The 14,372-nt window shown below is 58.2% G+C and carries 14 protein-coding genes and 1 tRNA gene; 14 read left to right on the top strand and 1 reads right to left on the bottom strand.

Annotated elements, in window-relative coordinates; translation table 11 throughout:
- Positions 1-8: 8 nt before the first annotated feature.
- The 13 genes from ABIQ96_RS04030 (at position 9) to ilvC (ending at position 13,085) form a co-directional block, all read left to right on the top strand.
- Positions 9-698: an NUDIX domain-containing protein gene (locus ABIQ96_RS04030; RefSeq protein ID WP_348213266.1), complete on the top strand. Its 690-nt coding sequence runs from the start codon at positions 9-11 to the stop codon at positions 696-698.
- The gene (locus ABIQ96_RS04025) at positions 695-2,137 is read left to right on the top strand and encodes a nicotinate phosphoribosyltransferase (protein ID WP_348213265.1); all 1,443 of its coding nucleotides are present in this window, start codon (positions 695-697) and stop codon (positions 2,135-2,137) included. Before ABIQ96_RS04030 ends, ABIQ96_RS04025 begins: the two co-directional genes overlap by 4 nt.
- Positions 2,137-4,128 carry an NAD(+) synthase gene (gene nadE, locus ABIQ96_RS04020; RefSeq protein ID WP_348213264.1) on the top strand — a complete coding sequence of 664 codons (1,992 nt, stop codon included), beginning with the start codon at positions 2,137-2,139 and terminating at the stop codon, positions 4,126-4,128. Before ABIQ96_RS04025 ends, nadE begins: the two co-directional genes overlap by 1 nt.
- Entirely contained in the window at positions 4,115-5,071 is a 957-nt protein-coding gene (locus ABIQ96_RS04015; RefSeq protein ID WP_348213263.1) for an ADP-ribosylglycohydrolase family protein, read from the top strand. Before nadE ends, ABIQ96_RS04015 begins: the two co-directional genes overlap by 14 nt.
- 24 nt (positions 5,072-5,095) lie before the next feature.
- Positions 5,096-5,593: an O-acetyl-ADP-ribose deacetylase gene (locus ABIQ96_RS04010; protein ID WP_348213262.1), complete on the top strand. Its 498-nt coding sequence runs from the start codon at positions 5,096-5,098 to the stop codon at positions 5,591-5,593.
- Entirely contained in the window at positions 5,590-5,937 is a 348-nt protein-coding gene (locus ABIQ96_RS04005; RefSeq protein WP_348213261.1) for a hypothetical protein, read from the top strand. The genes ABIQ96_RS04010 and ABIQ96_RS04005 overlap by 4 nt, the downstream gene beginning before the upstream one ends.
- Positions 5,934-6,482: an RNA 2'-phosphotransferase gene (locus ABIQ96_RS04000; RefSeq protein WP_348213260.1), complete on the top strand. Its 549-nt coding sequence runs from the start codon at positions 5,934-5,936 to the stop codon at positions 6,480-6,482. Before ABIQ96_RS04005 ends, ABIQ96_RS04000 begins: the two co-directional genes overlap by 4 nt.
- 29 nt (positions 6,483-6,511) lie before the next feature.
- Positions 6,512-7,546 carry an ADP-ribosylglycohydrolase family protein gene (locus ABIQ96_RS03995; protein WP_348213259.1) on the top strand — a complete coding sequence of 345 codons (1,035 nt, stop codon included), beginning with the start codon at positions 6,512-6,514 and terminating at the stop codon, positions 7,544-7,546.
- 9 nt (positions 7,547-7,555) lie between these two features.
- On the top strand, positions 7,556-8,152 hold the full coding sequence (pncA, locus tag ABIQ96_RS03990) for a bifunctional nicotinamidase/pyrazinamidase (RefSeq protein WP_348213258.1): 597 nt from the start codon (positions 7,556-7,558) through the stop codon (positions 8,150-8,152).
- Positions 8,152-8,805: a nicotinamide riboside transporter PnuC gene (pnuC, locus tag ABIQ96_RS03985; RefSeq protein WP_348213257.1), complete on the top strand. Its 654-nt coding sequence runs from the start codon at positions 8,152-8,154 to the stop codon at positions 8,803-8,805. Before pncA ends, pnuC begins: the two co-directional genes overlap by 1 nt.
- Positions 8,802-9,782, top strand: a complete 981-nt coding sequence (locus tag ABIQ96_RS03980) for an AAA family ATPase (protein ID WP_348213256.1) — start codon at positions 8,802-8,804, stop codon at positions 9,780-9,782. The genes pnuC and ABIQ96_RS03980 overlap by 4 nt, the downstream gene beginning before the upstream one ends.
- 85 nt (positions 9,783-9,867) lie before the next feature.
- Entirely contained in the window at positions 9,868-11,826 is a 1,959-nt protein-coding gene (locus tag ABIQ96_RS03975; RefSeq protein WP_348213255.1) for an autotransporter-associated beta strand repeat-containing protein, read from the top strand.
- A 212-nt stretch (positions 11,827-12,038) separates the two neighbouring features.
- On the top strand, positions 12,039-13,085 hold the full coding sequence (ilvC, locus tag ABIQ96_RS03970; RefSeq protein WP_348213254.1) for a ketol-acid reductoisomerase: 1,047 nt from the start codon (positions 12,039-12,041) through the stop codon (positions 13,083-13,085).
- Positions 13,086-13,161: 76 nt separating this feature from the next.
- Here ilvC and ABIQ96_RS03965 read toward each other — a convergent pair.
- Positions 13,162-13,233: transfer RNA gene (locus ABIQ96_RS03965), tRNA-Arg, on the bottom strand.
- A 163-nt stretch (positions 13,234-13,396) separates the two neighbouring features.
- Here ABIQ96_RS03965 and ABIQ96_RS03960 point away from each other — a divergent pair.
- Positions 13,397-14,281 (top strand): chitosanase, encoded by an 885-nt coding sequence (locus ABIQ96_RS03960; protein ID WP_348213253.1) that lies wholly within the window; start codon positions 13,397-13,399, stop codon positions 14,279-14,281.
- Positions 14,282-14,372: the final 91 nt, after the last annotated feature.

The raw sequence follows: 14,372 nt of genomic DNA, 5'->3' as shown, positions 1-14,372 counted from the left end.
AGCCGTGCATGCCTTTCACCTACGAATACCCGCGTGCCGCGATCACGGTGGATTGTGCCGTATTCGGGTTCGACGAGGGCGCGCTTAAAGTCCTGTTGATTCGCCGTGGTATCGAGCCATTCAAAAACCACTGGGCGCTTCCCGGCGGATTCGTCCTGCCCGATGAAACGTTGGACGCGGCCGCCCGTCGAGAGTTGGAGGAGGAAACCGGACTCCGGGAGATCTATCAGGAGCAGCTTTACACCTTCGGCGAAATCGAACGCGACCCGCGCGAGCGGGTGATCAGCGTCGCTTATTTCGCCCTCGTCCGTCGTGCCGATCACCTTCCTGCCGCAGCGACCGATGCCGCCGAGGCTGCTTGGTTCGAAGTGGAAAACGCTCCATCACTCGCTTTCGACCATGAGGAGATTCTGAAAATCGCGCTCGACCGGCTGAGAGGGAAAATTCGCTGGCAACCGGTCGGCTTCGAGCTGTTGCCGAAAAAATTCACGCTCTCGCAGTTCCAAGCGCTTTACGAAGCGATCCTCGGCAGGGAACTCGATAAACGCAATTTTCGCAAAAAACTACTCGCTCTCGATTTGTTAGTCGCGCTGGACGAATCCACCACCGTTGGCTCCCGACGTCCCGCGCAGCTTTTCCGTTTCGACCAGCGCAAATACCAGGCACTCACCCGCAAGGGATTCATCTTCGACCTATGAACACGAACAACCCGCTTTTAACCGATCTCTATCAACTCACGATGGCGGCCGCCTATCATGCGAGCGGCCGGTCCGAGCAGGAGGCCGTGTTCCATCTTTTTTTCCGCACGTTGCCTTTCAAAGGCGGCTACGCGGTCGCCGGAGGTCTCGGCAGCGCCGTGGAATGGTTGAAGGGTTTCCGATTCGAAGAAGACGATCTGGAATATCTCGCCACACTTCGGGATTCGGAAAACGCGCAGTTGCTGGTGCCCGATTTCCTCGGCTACCTCGGAAAACTCCGGCTCAGCGTGAACATCGATGCGCTGCCGGAAGGAACACTCGTTTTTCCTCATCAACCGATCCTACGCATCACAGGTCCGATCCTGCAATGCCAGCTGCTAGAGACGGCGCTGCTCAACATCATCAATTTCCAAACACTCATCGCCACCAAGGCCGCCCGCGTTTGCCAGGCGGCACAAGGCCAGCCGGTGCTGGAAATGGGACTGCGCCGCGCTCAAGGGCCGGACGGAGCGCTAACCGCCAGCCGCGCCGCACACATCGGTGGCTGCGCAACCACCTCGAATGTACTGGCTGGAAAAGTTTTCGGTATACCGGTCAAGGGGACCCACGCGCATTCATGGGTAATGTCGTTCGATACCGAGCTCGAAGCCTTCGAACAATACGCCGCCGCGCTGCCGGGAAACTGCACGTTCCTCGTCGATACCTACGACACGCTGGAAGGCGTTTGCAATGCGGTGAAGATGGGCATCAAGCTGCGTGAGACCGGTCACCGCCTGCTAGGCATTAGGTTGGATTCGGGCGACCTTGCCTGGCTCAGCCAACAGGCTCGCGTCATTCTCGATGAAGGAGGTTTCCCGGATGCAGCCATCGTCGCGTCGAACGATCTCGATGAGAATATCATCGAAAGCCTGAAGCATCAGGGCGCGAAAATCAGCGTATGGGGCGTCGGCACCAAGCTCGTCACTGGCGGCGACCAAGCCGCTCTCGGCGGGGTTTACAAACTCGCCGCCGTCCGCAACGACGCCGGAAACTGGCAACCCCGCATCAAGCTGAGCGAACAGGGCATCAAGGTTTCCACGCCCGGACTCCAACAGATCCGCCGTTTCTCACGCGATGGACAATTCATCGCCGATGCGATTTACGACGCTGAGCAGGGTTGTCCCGAGCCATGCAGCATCGTCGATCCTGCGGAAATACTCCGTCACACGACGATCCCGGCTGGCACGGCTCACGAGGATTTGCTGCAACCGCTTTTTCGGAACGGCGGGCTTGTTAGCGAATTGCCAACGCTCGCTGACTCACGGGCCCGTTGCCTCGCTCAACTCGCCGCGCTCAATCCCAGCATCAGACGCCTCGCAAATCCGCACAACTACCCGGCAGGATTGGAAGCCGGACTCCATCAGAAGAAAATCGAACTCGTCCGGAAAACCCGTCCCTGATGAAAACCATTTCACTCGCAGCCACCGCGCTGAATCAAACACCGCTCGCGTGGAGATCCAACGCCGCAAACATCCGTGCGGCCATTTCCGATGCCCGCGCAGCGGGTGCTGTCATCGTCTGCCTACCGGAACTTTGCATCGCCGGCTATGGATGCGAGGACGCATTCCTCTCGCCGAACACCCACGCGCAGGCATGGATCGTCTTGCGTGAAATTCTGCCGGACACGAGTGGGCTCGTCGTTTCGTTAGGACTTCCGGTTTTCCATCACAACACGGTTTTCAACGCCGCAGGTCTCGCAGTGGATGGAAAACTCGTCGCACTCGTTTGCAAGCGCCACCTCGCGGGCGATGGCATTCATTATGAGCCGCGCTGGTTCAAGCCATGGCCGCTGCAGGTCCGGGATGTTTTCCATGCACCTGACAATGCCGAGGAAATCCCCATCGGAGATCTGGTGATCGATGTGGGCGGTGTCCGGCTGGGATTTGAAATCTGTGAGGACGCCTGGGTCGCCCGTCGTCCGGGAGGAGATCTTGCGGCGCAAGCGGTGGATATCATTCTCAATCCCAGTGCCAGTCACTTTGCTTTCGGGAAACGTGAAATCCGCCGCCGCTTCGTCATTGAAGGATCCCGAGCCTTCGGGGTGAGTTATGTTTATTCCAATCTGCTAGGAAACGAAGCGGGTCGTGCGATTTACGACGGACAAACTCTCATCGCCGGCGCGGGCGAGCTTCTGGCAGAAGGTCCGAGGTTTTCCTATCGCGATCATCTTGTCACCATCGCCACGGTGGATCTCGATCTCACCCGCCTCGCCCAATCACGCACCGCCAGCCATCGCATCCAGTTGCCTGACGCCCACCACCCTGCGGTCCTGCGCGTGGATTTCAATTGGCCCGAAGCGACAAACTCCGCCCGCCCCGTCACCGAAGCCTGGGGGAAATCCCTGACCCTCAAGGAAGAGGAATTCACCCGCGCGGTCAGCCTCGCGCTGTTCGACTACCTGCGGAAAAGCCACACCTGCGGTTTCACCGTTTCGCTCAGCGGCGGTGCGGATTCCGCTGCTGTAGTCTGCCTGATCCACCTGATGGCCCGCCTCGTTCTGGAGGATGGTGAGGCCGTGAATAAAATCCATTTCATCACGGCAACGAAGGACGCGCGCGAGCTCACCCGCCAACTCCTGACCACTGCCTATCAGGCTACGGAAAACAGCGGAGAAATCACCCGCGAGGCCGCAGCTGTTCTGGCGGAAGCGATCGGCCCGCAACATCACGAACTCGATGTCACCACATTGCATCAAGGCTATCTGGATCTCATCGGCAAAGCCATCGGGCGCGAAATCGACTGGCAGCGGGACGATATCGCTTTGCAAAACATCCAGGCCCGCGTTCGCTCGCCAGGTATCTGGATGATCGCCAATCTAACCAACACACTGCTGCTTTCCACAAGCAACCGGAGCGAAGCGGGCGTCGGTTACGCCACCATGGATGGAGACACTTCCGGTTCGCTCGCACCCATCGCCGGCATCGACAAAGCGTTCCTCCGGAAATGGCTGCGCTGGCTGGAAACCGACGGCCCGCTGCTTGAAAACGGCCACGCTAACATCCCGGTGCTTTCCGTGATCAACCAACAACAACCCACCGCCGAACTCCGCCCTGCCGGTGCCGAACAAACTGACGAAAGCGACCTCATGCCCTATCCGGTGCTCGATTCCATCGAACGCGCCGCCATCCGCGACAAGCGCGGACCCGGCGATGTTCTCATCCTGCTCCAACACGATTTCCCCGAATATCCAGAATTACAACTCTTCCAATGGCTCACCCGCTTCTTCCAGCTCTGGTCCCGCAACCAATGGAAGCGCGAGCGCTACGCCCCGAGCTTTCACCTCGACGACCAGAACCTCGACCCGAAGACCGGCTGCCGCTGGCCGATCCTCAGCGGTGGATTTGAATTGGAACTGGAACAACTCGAACAACACATCAATGGAAAAAACTAACACCAGTTCCACCCGTCTGGGTCGCCACATCGGATGCCTTGTCGGCTTGGCTGCCGGAGATGCGCTGGGAACCACTTTGGAATTTCGCAACCCGGGAAGTTTCGAACCTATCGACGACATCGTCGGCGGAGGTCCTTTCAGTTTGGAGCCCGGCCAATGGACAGACGACACTTCCATGGCCCTTTGCCTTGCGGAGAGCTTGTTAGCCAAGTCCGGATTCGATCCACTGGATCAGTGCGAGCGCTACCTCGACTGGATGAAAAACGGGCACCTCAGCTCGAATGGCTGTTGTTTCGATATCGGCGGGACCGTTTCAAGAGCTTTGGGTGATTTTCAAAGCAGCCGAAATCCTTTCAGCGGTCCTTCGCACAAACTCGATGCAGGGAACGGCTCCATCATGCGCCTTGCGCCTGTCCCCTTGTTTTATTCCCAAGATCCCGAGCTGGCGATCCATCTCTCCGGTGAAAGCTCTCGGACAACGCATCAGGCAACCATCTGCATCGACGCATGCCGCTACATGGGAGGAATTTTGGTAGCTTTGTTGAATGGAGCTAAAAAGGAAACCGTGCTGTCTCCGCAGTTTCATCCCGCGAAGGGCAAGTGGAATGAAGGGGATCTTTGTAGTGAGATCGCCGCCATCGCGGAAGGCTCGTTCAAAACGAAGCAACCGCCCTACATCTGTGGTTCGGGATACGTTGTGCAATCGTTGGAAGCCGCGCTGTGGGCTTTCCAACATACCAACAATTTCCGAGATGGTGCATTGCTCGCCGTTAATTTGGGAAACGATGCGGACACGACTGGTGCGGTTTATGGCCAATTCGCCGGCGCCTGTTATGGGATCGAGGGGATTCCCGAGGACTGGAGAAAGAAAATAGCCCTCTTGGATCTCATCTGTGACTTCGCGAAAAATCTCTTTGATAGATCCATCGAACCATTTTCTTGAAAACTCAACCCATAGGACAAAATCATGAAAGCCATTCAAGCCGACATCACCACACTCGATGTGGACGCGATCGTAAACGCCGCCAACTCAAGCCTGCTTGGAGGAGGCGGCGTGGATGGCGCGATCCATCGCGCGGCCGGACCGGATCTTGTTCACGAATGTCGTTTGCTCGGCGGATGCAAGACGGGACAGGCCAAGATCACAAAGGGCTACCGCTTACTTGCCCGCCACGTCATCCACACGGTCGGCCCCGTCTGGCAGGACGGGTTGCATGGGGAAAGCGAAAAGCTGGCGTCCTGCTATCGCACCTCGCTCGAACTCGCGGCGCGACACGGACTTTCCAGCATCGCGTTTCCCTGCATCAGCACCGGCGTCTATGGCTATCCGGTGGAAGAAGCTGCGGCGATCGCAGTCGCTACTGTGGGACATTTTTTGGAACAATCCGTTCATCCCATCGTCGTCACCTTCTGCTGTTTCTCGGCGCACAGTCTGGACTTTTACAAAAAACTGCTAGTCCCATGAATGCCACAATTCTCTATCGTCCGGTTGGCCCCGAAGAACTCGAACTGATCCGTCTCAGCGAATGGAAGGCATTTCCTCCACGACTGCCGGGCCAGCCGATTTTCTATCCGGTCACCAATGAAGCTTACGCCATTCAGATCGCTCGTGAATGGAACGTTCGCGATTCGGGATCAGGCTATGTGACGGAGTTCGCCGTCGATAGCGAATTCCTCTCGCGTTACGAAATCCAGCAGGTGGGCGGCCAGATGCACCAGGAACTCTGGGTACCGGCTGAGGAACTTGACGAATTCAACCGGCACATCGTCGGACCAATCAAAGTCATCCAAACTTTTACAAAGAAATGAATCCACAACAAACTACCAAGATCAGCCGCTTTCTCAGTCTGGTCCTCAGACATCAGCCGGAAACCATCGGCATCACGCTTGCGGAGGACGGTTGGACGAATGTCGATGAACTAATCGCCGCGATGAACAAGCATGGACAGCATCTTGATTTCGAAACTTTGGAACTGGTCGTGGAAACCAATGACAAGAAGCGATTCGCCTTCAGCGACGATGGCGAAATGATCCGCGCCAATCAGGGGCATTCGGTCGAAGTGAATTTGGGCTATCAGCCGACACCTCCGCCAGAAATTCTCTATCACGGAACCGTGGCCCGGTTTCTTCCGAGCATCCGCGAGGGAGGAATCCAAAAAGGACAAAGACACCAGGTCCATCTCAGCGTCTCGCTGGATGTCGCGAACACGGTGGGCAAAAGACGCGGGCAGCCTGTTATTCTGACTGTCCGGGCCCGTGAGATGAACGTGGCGGGCCATGACTTTTACATTTCCACCAACGGAGTCTGGCTCACGGATTTTGTTCCGGCGGCATTCATCGATTTTGAGGAGTGATTCTTTTTTCATCCGCCAGCCTTATGCACATGAACCTCCGACTCACCCACTCCCTGCTAGGAACGGCTCTCGGCGACTCACTGGGACTGCCTTCGGAGGGAATGAGCCGCGTCCGCATCGCCAGGAGATGGAAAGGCCCTTTGGAGCAGCGGTTTCTCTTCGGACACGGGATGCTCAGTGACGACACTGAGCACACGATTCTTGCCTCGCAGGCGTTGCTGTCATGCGGGGGTGATCCGAAGGCATTTCAAAAGCGACTGGCGGCGAAACTGAAATGGTGGTTCGCGGGTCTTCCCGCCGGGATTGGTTTGGCCACGGCCAAGGCGATCATCAAACTTTGGATCGGATTTCCACCCGGCGGCAATGGGGTGTGTTCCGCTGGCAACGGACCCGTGATGAGAGCGCCGATTCTTGGAGTCTATTTCGCCAATGACAGCCAGCGGCGTGCGACGTTTGTGGAGGCTTCCACGCGTTTGACCCACACGGATCGCAAAGCAGTGGAGGCGGCGATGATGGCTGCGGATTGCGCAGCGTTCGCCGCCAACGGAGAGTTGAGGATGGATGTGATTCTAACATGCATGAAGGAGTTGGGAGTGTCCGAGGTATGGGATCATCCAATAGAAGAAATCGAGAAGGCTCTCGCGGAAGAATCGAGCGTGAGGCAGTTCGCGGATGGCATGGGATTTTCCAAGGGTGTGGCCGGATATGCGGTTCACACGATGACGATGGTTCTATTCATCTGGCTGCGACATCGCGGGGATTTCGTCACGATTGTCAGCGAGGCCATCGCCTGCGGTGGAGATACCGACAGCGTGGCTGCGATCGCCGGAGGAATCGCGGGAGCCGAGACGGAGGCATTCAATCCGCAATGGCTGTGCAGGCTTTCTGACAGACCTTACACCGTGAACTACATCTCGCGGCTTGGAGCCGCATTGGGAGAGTCGGGTGGAGGATGCCATGTGAAAGCTCCTTCCGTCGCCAACTATCTGATCATCCCGCGCAACATCCTCTTTTTCATCGCCGTGTTGTTTCACGGCTTTCGCAGAATCTTTCCACCCTACTAACAAAATATCATGCACGCACTCCTTCTCATCGACATCCAGAACGACTTCCTGCCCGGCGGCGCGCTCGCGGTTTCCGGGGGCGACGAAATCATCCCGATCGTCAATACGCTGATGCCGCGGTTTGAAATGATCGTGGCGACGCAGGATTGGCATCCGGCGGATCACGGGAGTTTCGCGGCGAATCATCCGGGACGAAATGTTTTCGAGCCGGCCGATCTCCACGGCCTGCCGCAGACGTTGTGGCCGGTGCATTGCGTGCAGAATACCGGTGGTGCGTTGTTCGCTCCAGCGCTGGAGACACGGCGGATCGCTAGGGTGTTTCCGAAGGGAACCGATGCGCGGATCGACAGCTACAGCGGATTCTTCGACAACGGCCATCGCGGCGACACCGGACTTGCGGCGTGGCTGCGTGACCAGGGCGTCACCGAGCTAACACTTTGTGGGTTGGCGACGGATTACTGCGTGAAGTTCACGGCGCTTGATGCGCTCGAATGTGCCTTCAAGGTGAATCTCCATCTCCCTGCCTGCCGAGGTGTGGATTTGCAGGCGGGCGATTGCGAAAAGGCGGTGACCGAAATGCGCGAACGGGGGGCGGTGATCGCCTGATGAATTCTAAGCCGAAGCGGCTTGAGACGGCTTTGCTTGTTCTGCCCTCCGTATTGCTGCTGTTAGCATCATGGTTTCGGTGGGCTTCTATCGATTTCACGGAAGCGTGCGGTTTTGTGACGGGAGCGGTCTGCGTCTGGCTGGTCACGCGCGTAAACATCTGGAACTGGCCGATCGGTCTCGCGAACAATTTGTTTTTCGCACTCCTGTTCTGGCGGACACGGCTGTTCGCGGACATGGGATTGCAGGGCGTCTATCTCATCCTCGGAATCTGGGGATGGTGGCAATGGCTGCGCGGCGGGGAAAATCACTCGCGTCTGGAAGTCACCCGCAGCACCCGGAATGAATGGATCGGCATCGCGGTGTTCCTGGTTTTCGGAACGTGGGGATTGCGTGAATTGTTGATCTCGGTCAACGGAACCGCGCCGTTTTTGGATTCTCTAACCACCACGCTCTGCCTGGCCGCGCAGTATTTGCTCTGTCGGAAACGGATTGAAAACTGGTGGCTGTGGATCGCTGCGGATCTCATCTACGTGCCGTTGTATTTCCAAAAACACCTGCAGCTCACGGCGGTGCTTTACGCGGGCTTCATCGTGCTGTGCGTGATCGGGCTTTGCCGTTGGAAGAAGGAACTTCAAATTTCACGGCCATGAATCCGCAGAAAGAATTCGGCCTCGGCGTGGTGATCGGGAAATTCCTGCCGCCCCATCGCGGCCATCATTTTCTCATCGATACCGCGATTTCGCGATGCGCGGCGGTGGTCGTCATCGTTTGTGAAAAGCCGGGCGATCCTGTTCCCGGCGCTCTCCGGCAGGCGTGGCTTCAGGAAATGCATCCCGCTGCCGATGTCCGCCTGATCGACGACCGCTACGACGAAAACGATTCGCGTGTCTGGGCCGAGAACACGATCCGTTGGCTGGGCCGCGCGCCGGATGCTGTATTCACCTCCGAGCATTATGGCGATGCCTACGCCGCGCACATGGGCTGCCGTCATGTCATGGTGGATCAACCGCGGCAGGCTGTGCCGTGCAGCGGAACGATTGTTAGAAATGATCCATTCGCGCAGTGGGAGCATTTGTCACCGCCGGTCCGAGGTTGGTATGCGAAGCGGATCGTGGTGCTCGGCGCGGAATCCACCGGCACGACAACTTTGGCGAAAGCGCTTTCAGAGTATTTCAAAACGTGGTGGGTCGCCGAGTACGGCCGGGAATACAGTTTCGAAAAGCAATCGCGGGGTGAGACAAATTGGAGGACGGAGGAGTTTATGGAAATTGCTAGAGAGCAGACGCGGCGAGAAGATCTAGCAGCACGCGAGGCGAACCGCATCCTCATTTGCGACACGAATTCTTTCGTCACGACCTTGTGGCACCGGCGTTACATGGGCTTCGATTCACCCGCACTCAATGATTTGGCGAAGCACTGCCGGGCGGATTTGTATCTGCTGACGGGTGACGAAATTCCCTTCGTCCAGGACGGGCTGCGAGATGGGGAAGCCATCCGTCACGAGATGCACCGGTGGTTTGAAGAGGGTCTCATTGGACAGAAGGGGAGTCCCTGGATTCTTGTGCGTGGCCCGGCAGAGACCCGGTTGGCACAAGCGGTGGCGGCGTGTTCGTTTATGGCGAGCTGACGAAACTGTCACCGGGATTACCTGCCGGGGCACTGTGGTGGGCCATACCTACTTGCCAGCAATTTCCATGAAAGCCGCACGAGCCATGAAACCAAAACTCTTGTCCTCAAAAAGGATTCTCAGCTTCGCCATCACTTTCGCCGTAGCTTTTGCAACCGGTTCAAGGGCGGCCGATCAATACTTCGACGGCACCGCAACCAACGCTTTAACCGCAGCCAAATGGGCAGGAACCAATTCAGGACCATTTACGGGTACCTTCACCACTGGCAACACCGCCGTTTTTGCCACAGTCAACGGCACCGGCACCGGTGCGGGCGGCATTACGGTTGCAGGGATTCGAGCGGAGGAGAACTTCATCCTTAACTCGCCAAGCGGGACACTCGCCACCGGAGGCACCGTTGCAACGGTCGATGTGTTCACCGGCAAGATTCTTGATCTCGGTTCGCTATCCATTTCCACCGCCGCAGGCACCGGTTTCATCAAGAATGGCAACGGAGCGTACGCCAGTGCGGGAGGAAGCTTCACGGGTGGCTTCACCCTCAACGCGGGAACCGTCATCCTGCGCGGAGTGAATGCGATGGGTGCCGGTGGCGCGCTCACTCTCAACGGTGGCACGGTGGCAGGCAGCGCTACCCGCGACCTTACCGGGAAGTACACCGGCGGCATTGTTGTTGGGGGTAACGTTCAGTTTGGCGAGTTGGCGGCAAATCTCTCCTTGGCCAGCGACACCGGCAACCTGACCTTCAGCAACAACATGTCGCTTGGTGGTGCGACCCGCACGCTCACGCTGGGTAACGGCGGCAATGTCGCGCTTGGCGGTATTATTTCCAACACGGGCGGAGTCGGCCTCAGCTTCGCCGCCACGGCGGGCGGTACGGGGCGGTTCGACATCACGAATTCCTCCAATACTTATATCGGCACCACCACCATTACCGCTGGAGAAGTTCGCTTCACGGCCGATGGCAGCCTCGGAACCGCTCCCGGTGCGGTCACCGGCAACAGCATCGTCATCGATGGCGGCAGATTTGCCACGCTTAGCGGCGCAACTTATACGTTGAATGCCAACCGTGGTATCCAAGTCGGGGCGGCGGCAGGCAGTTCGATAAGCACTCCGGGTGCCGGGGTCCTGACCTACAATGGCATTATCGCCGACAAGACGGGCACGACAGGCGCATGGGCCAAACAAGGCGGCGGAACGCTCGCCCTCGGTGGTGTCAGCACTTACACCGGAAGTACCGCGATCAACAACGGCATTCTCCGGCTCACCACCGGCAACGACCGCCTGCCAACCGGCACCGTGGTTTCTCTCGGCCAGACGGCGAGCACCAACCTCGGCACGCTGGATCTGAACGGCAGGAACCAGCAAATCGGAGGCCTGCAATCGACGGCGGGAACTAACGCCACCGCCTCCACCAACGTCGTCACCTCGGCCACCGCATCGACGCTCACCATCAATTGCAGCACCAGCACCAGCTACACCTACAGCGTCGGAACCAACGCCAATTCCGGCATCATCAGCGGTGCTGTCAGTCTTTCGAAAATCGGTGACGGCACTCAGATACTCGGTGGCGCTAACAGCTACACCGGCACCACCACGGTTGGCGCGGGCCGGCTGATCATCGATGGCTTTCAAACGGGAGCCGGCACCGTCACTGTGCAAAATGGCGGCACCCTGGGTGGCGACGGCAGTATCGCCGGAAGCCTGCACTTCGACTCGGGGGCGAACTTCCTTTTCAACCCGTTAAGCATTTTCACCGTCAACGGATCCGGGAATGTCATTAATTTCGACAATTTCGGAATCACCAACCTTGCCGGCCTCGATGCGACCGTCGCAGAGGGCACTTACACGCTCATCGACGGGGCCGCGAACTTCAGTTTCGCGAACGTTGCGAACTTCGGGGCCGCGAATGCCTATGACCTCGGCGGCGGCAAGAGCGCCTATTTCCAAGCCGGCAGCCTGCAAGTGGTCGTCATCCCGGAGCCCGCCGCGGTCCTTCTCGGCTCGCTCGGTTTCCTCACCCTGCTCCGCCGCCGCCGCGCCTGATCTTCCCTGGGACATCCTGTTCATGACACGAATGGCGGATCGCTCCGGCGGTCCGCCATTTTCGTTTTTAGTCCGGGAAAAATGAATCGTCCGGCTCCCGGCATTTTCCCTGTTGTTGCTTGACCCGCCCCCGCCAGCCCTCCAACTTGCCGCCCCGCCGCATGCCCCGATGGCAGCGGTGTGCCCTAATCGAACCAACCTACCGAGCAGCCATGGCCGCGAAGATCTATACCACCAAGGACGCCCCGATCGCTCCTCTCAAGAAGAAAACCCTCGCCGTGATCGGCTTCGGCTCGCAAGGCCACGCCCACGCGCTGAACCTCAAGGACAGTGGCCTCAAGGTCATCATCGGCCTCTATCCGAAGTCGAAGTCCCGCGAAGTTGCCAAGAAACTCGGCTTCGAGGTCATGGACACCGCCGAGGCCGTCAAGGCTGCCGACGTGATCTTCGTCGCCACTCCGGACACCGTCATTCCCGCCGTTTACAAGAAGGACATCGCTCCTTACCTGACCAAGGACAAGACCCTCCTCTTCTCCCACGGCTTCGCCGTTCACTTCAAGACCATCGTTCCACCGAAGGATATGGACGTGATCCTCGTCGCTCCGAAAGGCCCGGGCCACACCGTGCGTTCGCAATTCGTCGCGGGCAAAGGCGTTCCCGGCCTCATCGCAGTCTATCAGGACGTCTCCGGCAAGGCCAAGCAAACCGCGCTCGCCTGGGCCGGTGGTGTCGGCTGCGCCCGTGCCGGCGTGTTTGAAACCAACTTCCGTGAAGAAACCGTGACCGACCTCTTCGGTGAGCAAGTCGTCCTCTGCGGCGGCGCAACCGCCCTTGTGAAGGCTGGTTTCGAAACCCTCGTTGAAGCCGGATTCCAACCGGAAATGGCCTACTTCGAGTGTCTCCACGAACTTAAGCTCATCGTCGACCTGATGAACGAGCAAGGCATCGCCGGAATGCGTTTCTCGATCTCCGAAACCGCCGAGTGGGGCGACGTTTCCGTCGGACCGAAGATCATCGATGCCTCCGTCAAGAAGCGCATGGTCAAGCAGCTTAAGGAAATCGAAAGCGGCAAGTTCGCCAAGGAGTGGATCGCCGAATACGAAGGCGGCTACAAGGTCTTCAACAAGCTCCGCAAGGAAGGCGCCAACCACCAGATCGAAAAGGTCGGTGAAAAGCTCCGTTCCACGATGAGCTGGATCAAGCAGTCCAAGATCAAGAAGGGCGCCAGCCAGGCGAGCCTGATTTCCTCCTCGAACTAAGCTTCGGAACTGGAAAATTCACCACGCCCGTTTCCCGCAAGGGAGGCGGGCGTTTTTTTGCCCGCGTCGTGGAAAATGCCCCCGTCAAGAATCGAACTTGAATCTAGAGTTTAGGAAACCCTTGTTCTATCCATTGAACTACGGGGGCTTGGGATGCCGGAAGGCGGGGAGGAAATAGCCGCCCCGGCGGATGCTGGCAAGTCACTTGTATTCGGCCATTAGCGATCCTGCCAGCCACGCCTCTTTTCAAGAACCGCTGGAATCGTGAAGTCGCGTCTTTCCTCGTGAGTTTCGACATGTCATCCTGCCGCATGAAATTTCTCCGTCAGGATTCCGCCGGTTCGATGTGGCCTGTTTTCGGTTTGACCCGGAATCTATCGATCCTGCTCGTGGTGGGTAGACTGGCGTTCGTGAGCGCTCAAGACGATCCGAATGTGGCGGCGGGAATCCGCCCTGCGAGTCTGCGTGACCCGGTCAAAAAGGAGATTGCCAGGCAGCTTGTCTCCGCCGCCGAGAACTCGTCGCTCAACTGGAAGGCGCAGTATGGCTACATCGAATACAACGTGGAAGGGAACCCGAAGGAGAACCGCGGCTATACGGCGGGCATTATCGGTTTCACGTCGCGCACCCACGACATGCTGCAGCTGGTGGAATACTATCGGCGGATCGCTTCTGACAATGGCTTGGTCCGCTATCTGCCGGCCCTCAGGAAAGTGGACGGATCCGCTTCACGCGAAGGACTGGGAAAAGAGTTCGCGGGGGCATGGAAACAAGCGGCGAAGGATCCGAAGTTTCGCAAAGCCCAGGATCACGAATGCGACCGTGTCTATTTCACACCCGCAGTCGATCAGGCGATCGCGGACGGGCTTCGTGAGCTTGGCCAGTTCGCTTACTACGATGCGATCGTCATGCACGGCGAAGGGGATGATGCTAACAGTTTCGGAGGCATCCGGGACGCAGCTATCAAGAAAGCCAAAGCTCCGTCTCAAGGTGGCGACGAAACCGCCTACCTCAACGCGTTTCTTGACGCACGCAAGGTTGCCATGAAAGCCGAGCAGGGACATCAGGACACCACCCGGGTCGATACGATGCAGCGGAAATTCCTGCTAGAGGGTAATCTCACGCTGACCCCGCCGCTCGTGTTCGAGGTCTACGGTACGCCGTTTGAAATCAAAGCACCGGCTCCTGCGAAGTAGCCGGTGTGAAAAGTAGCTGATGGGTCTGCAGGCGGAGAGTTTTCATCGACGCTGGCGCTGGATGAAAACGGGCGAGATGAATTTCGCGGTC

Source organism: Luteolibacter sp. (assembly GCF_039920825.1).
Classification (GTDB): Bacteria; Verrucomicrobiota; Verrucomicrobiia; order Verrucomicrobiales; family Akkermansiaceae; genus Luteolibacter.
Note: the sequence above shows the minus strand (reverse complement) of the source record. Positions and strands in the feature narration are given on the sequence as shown.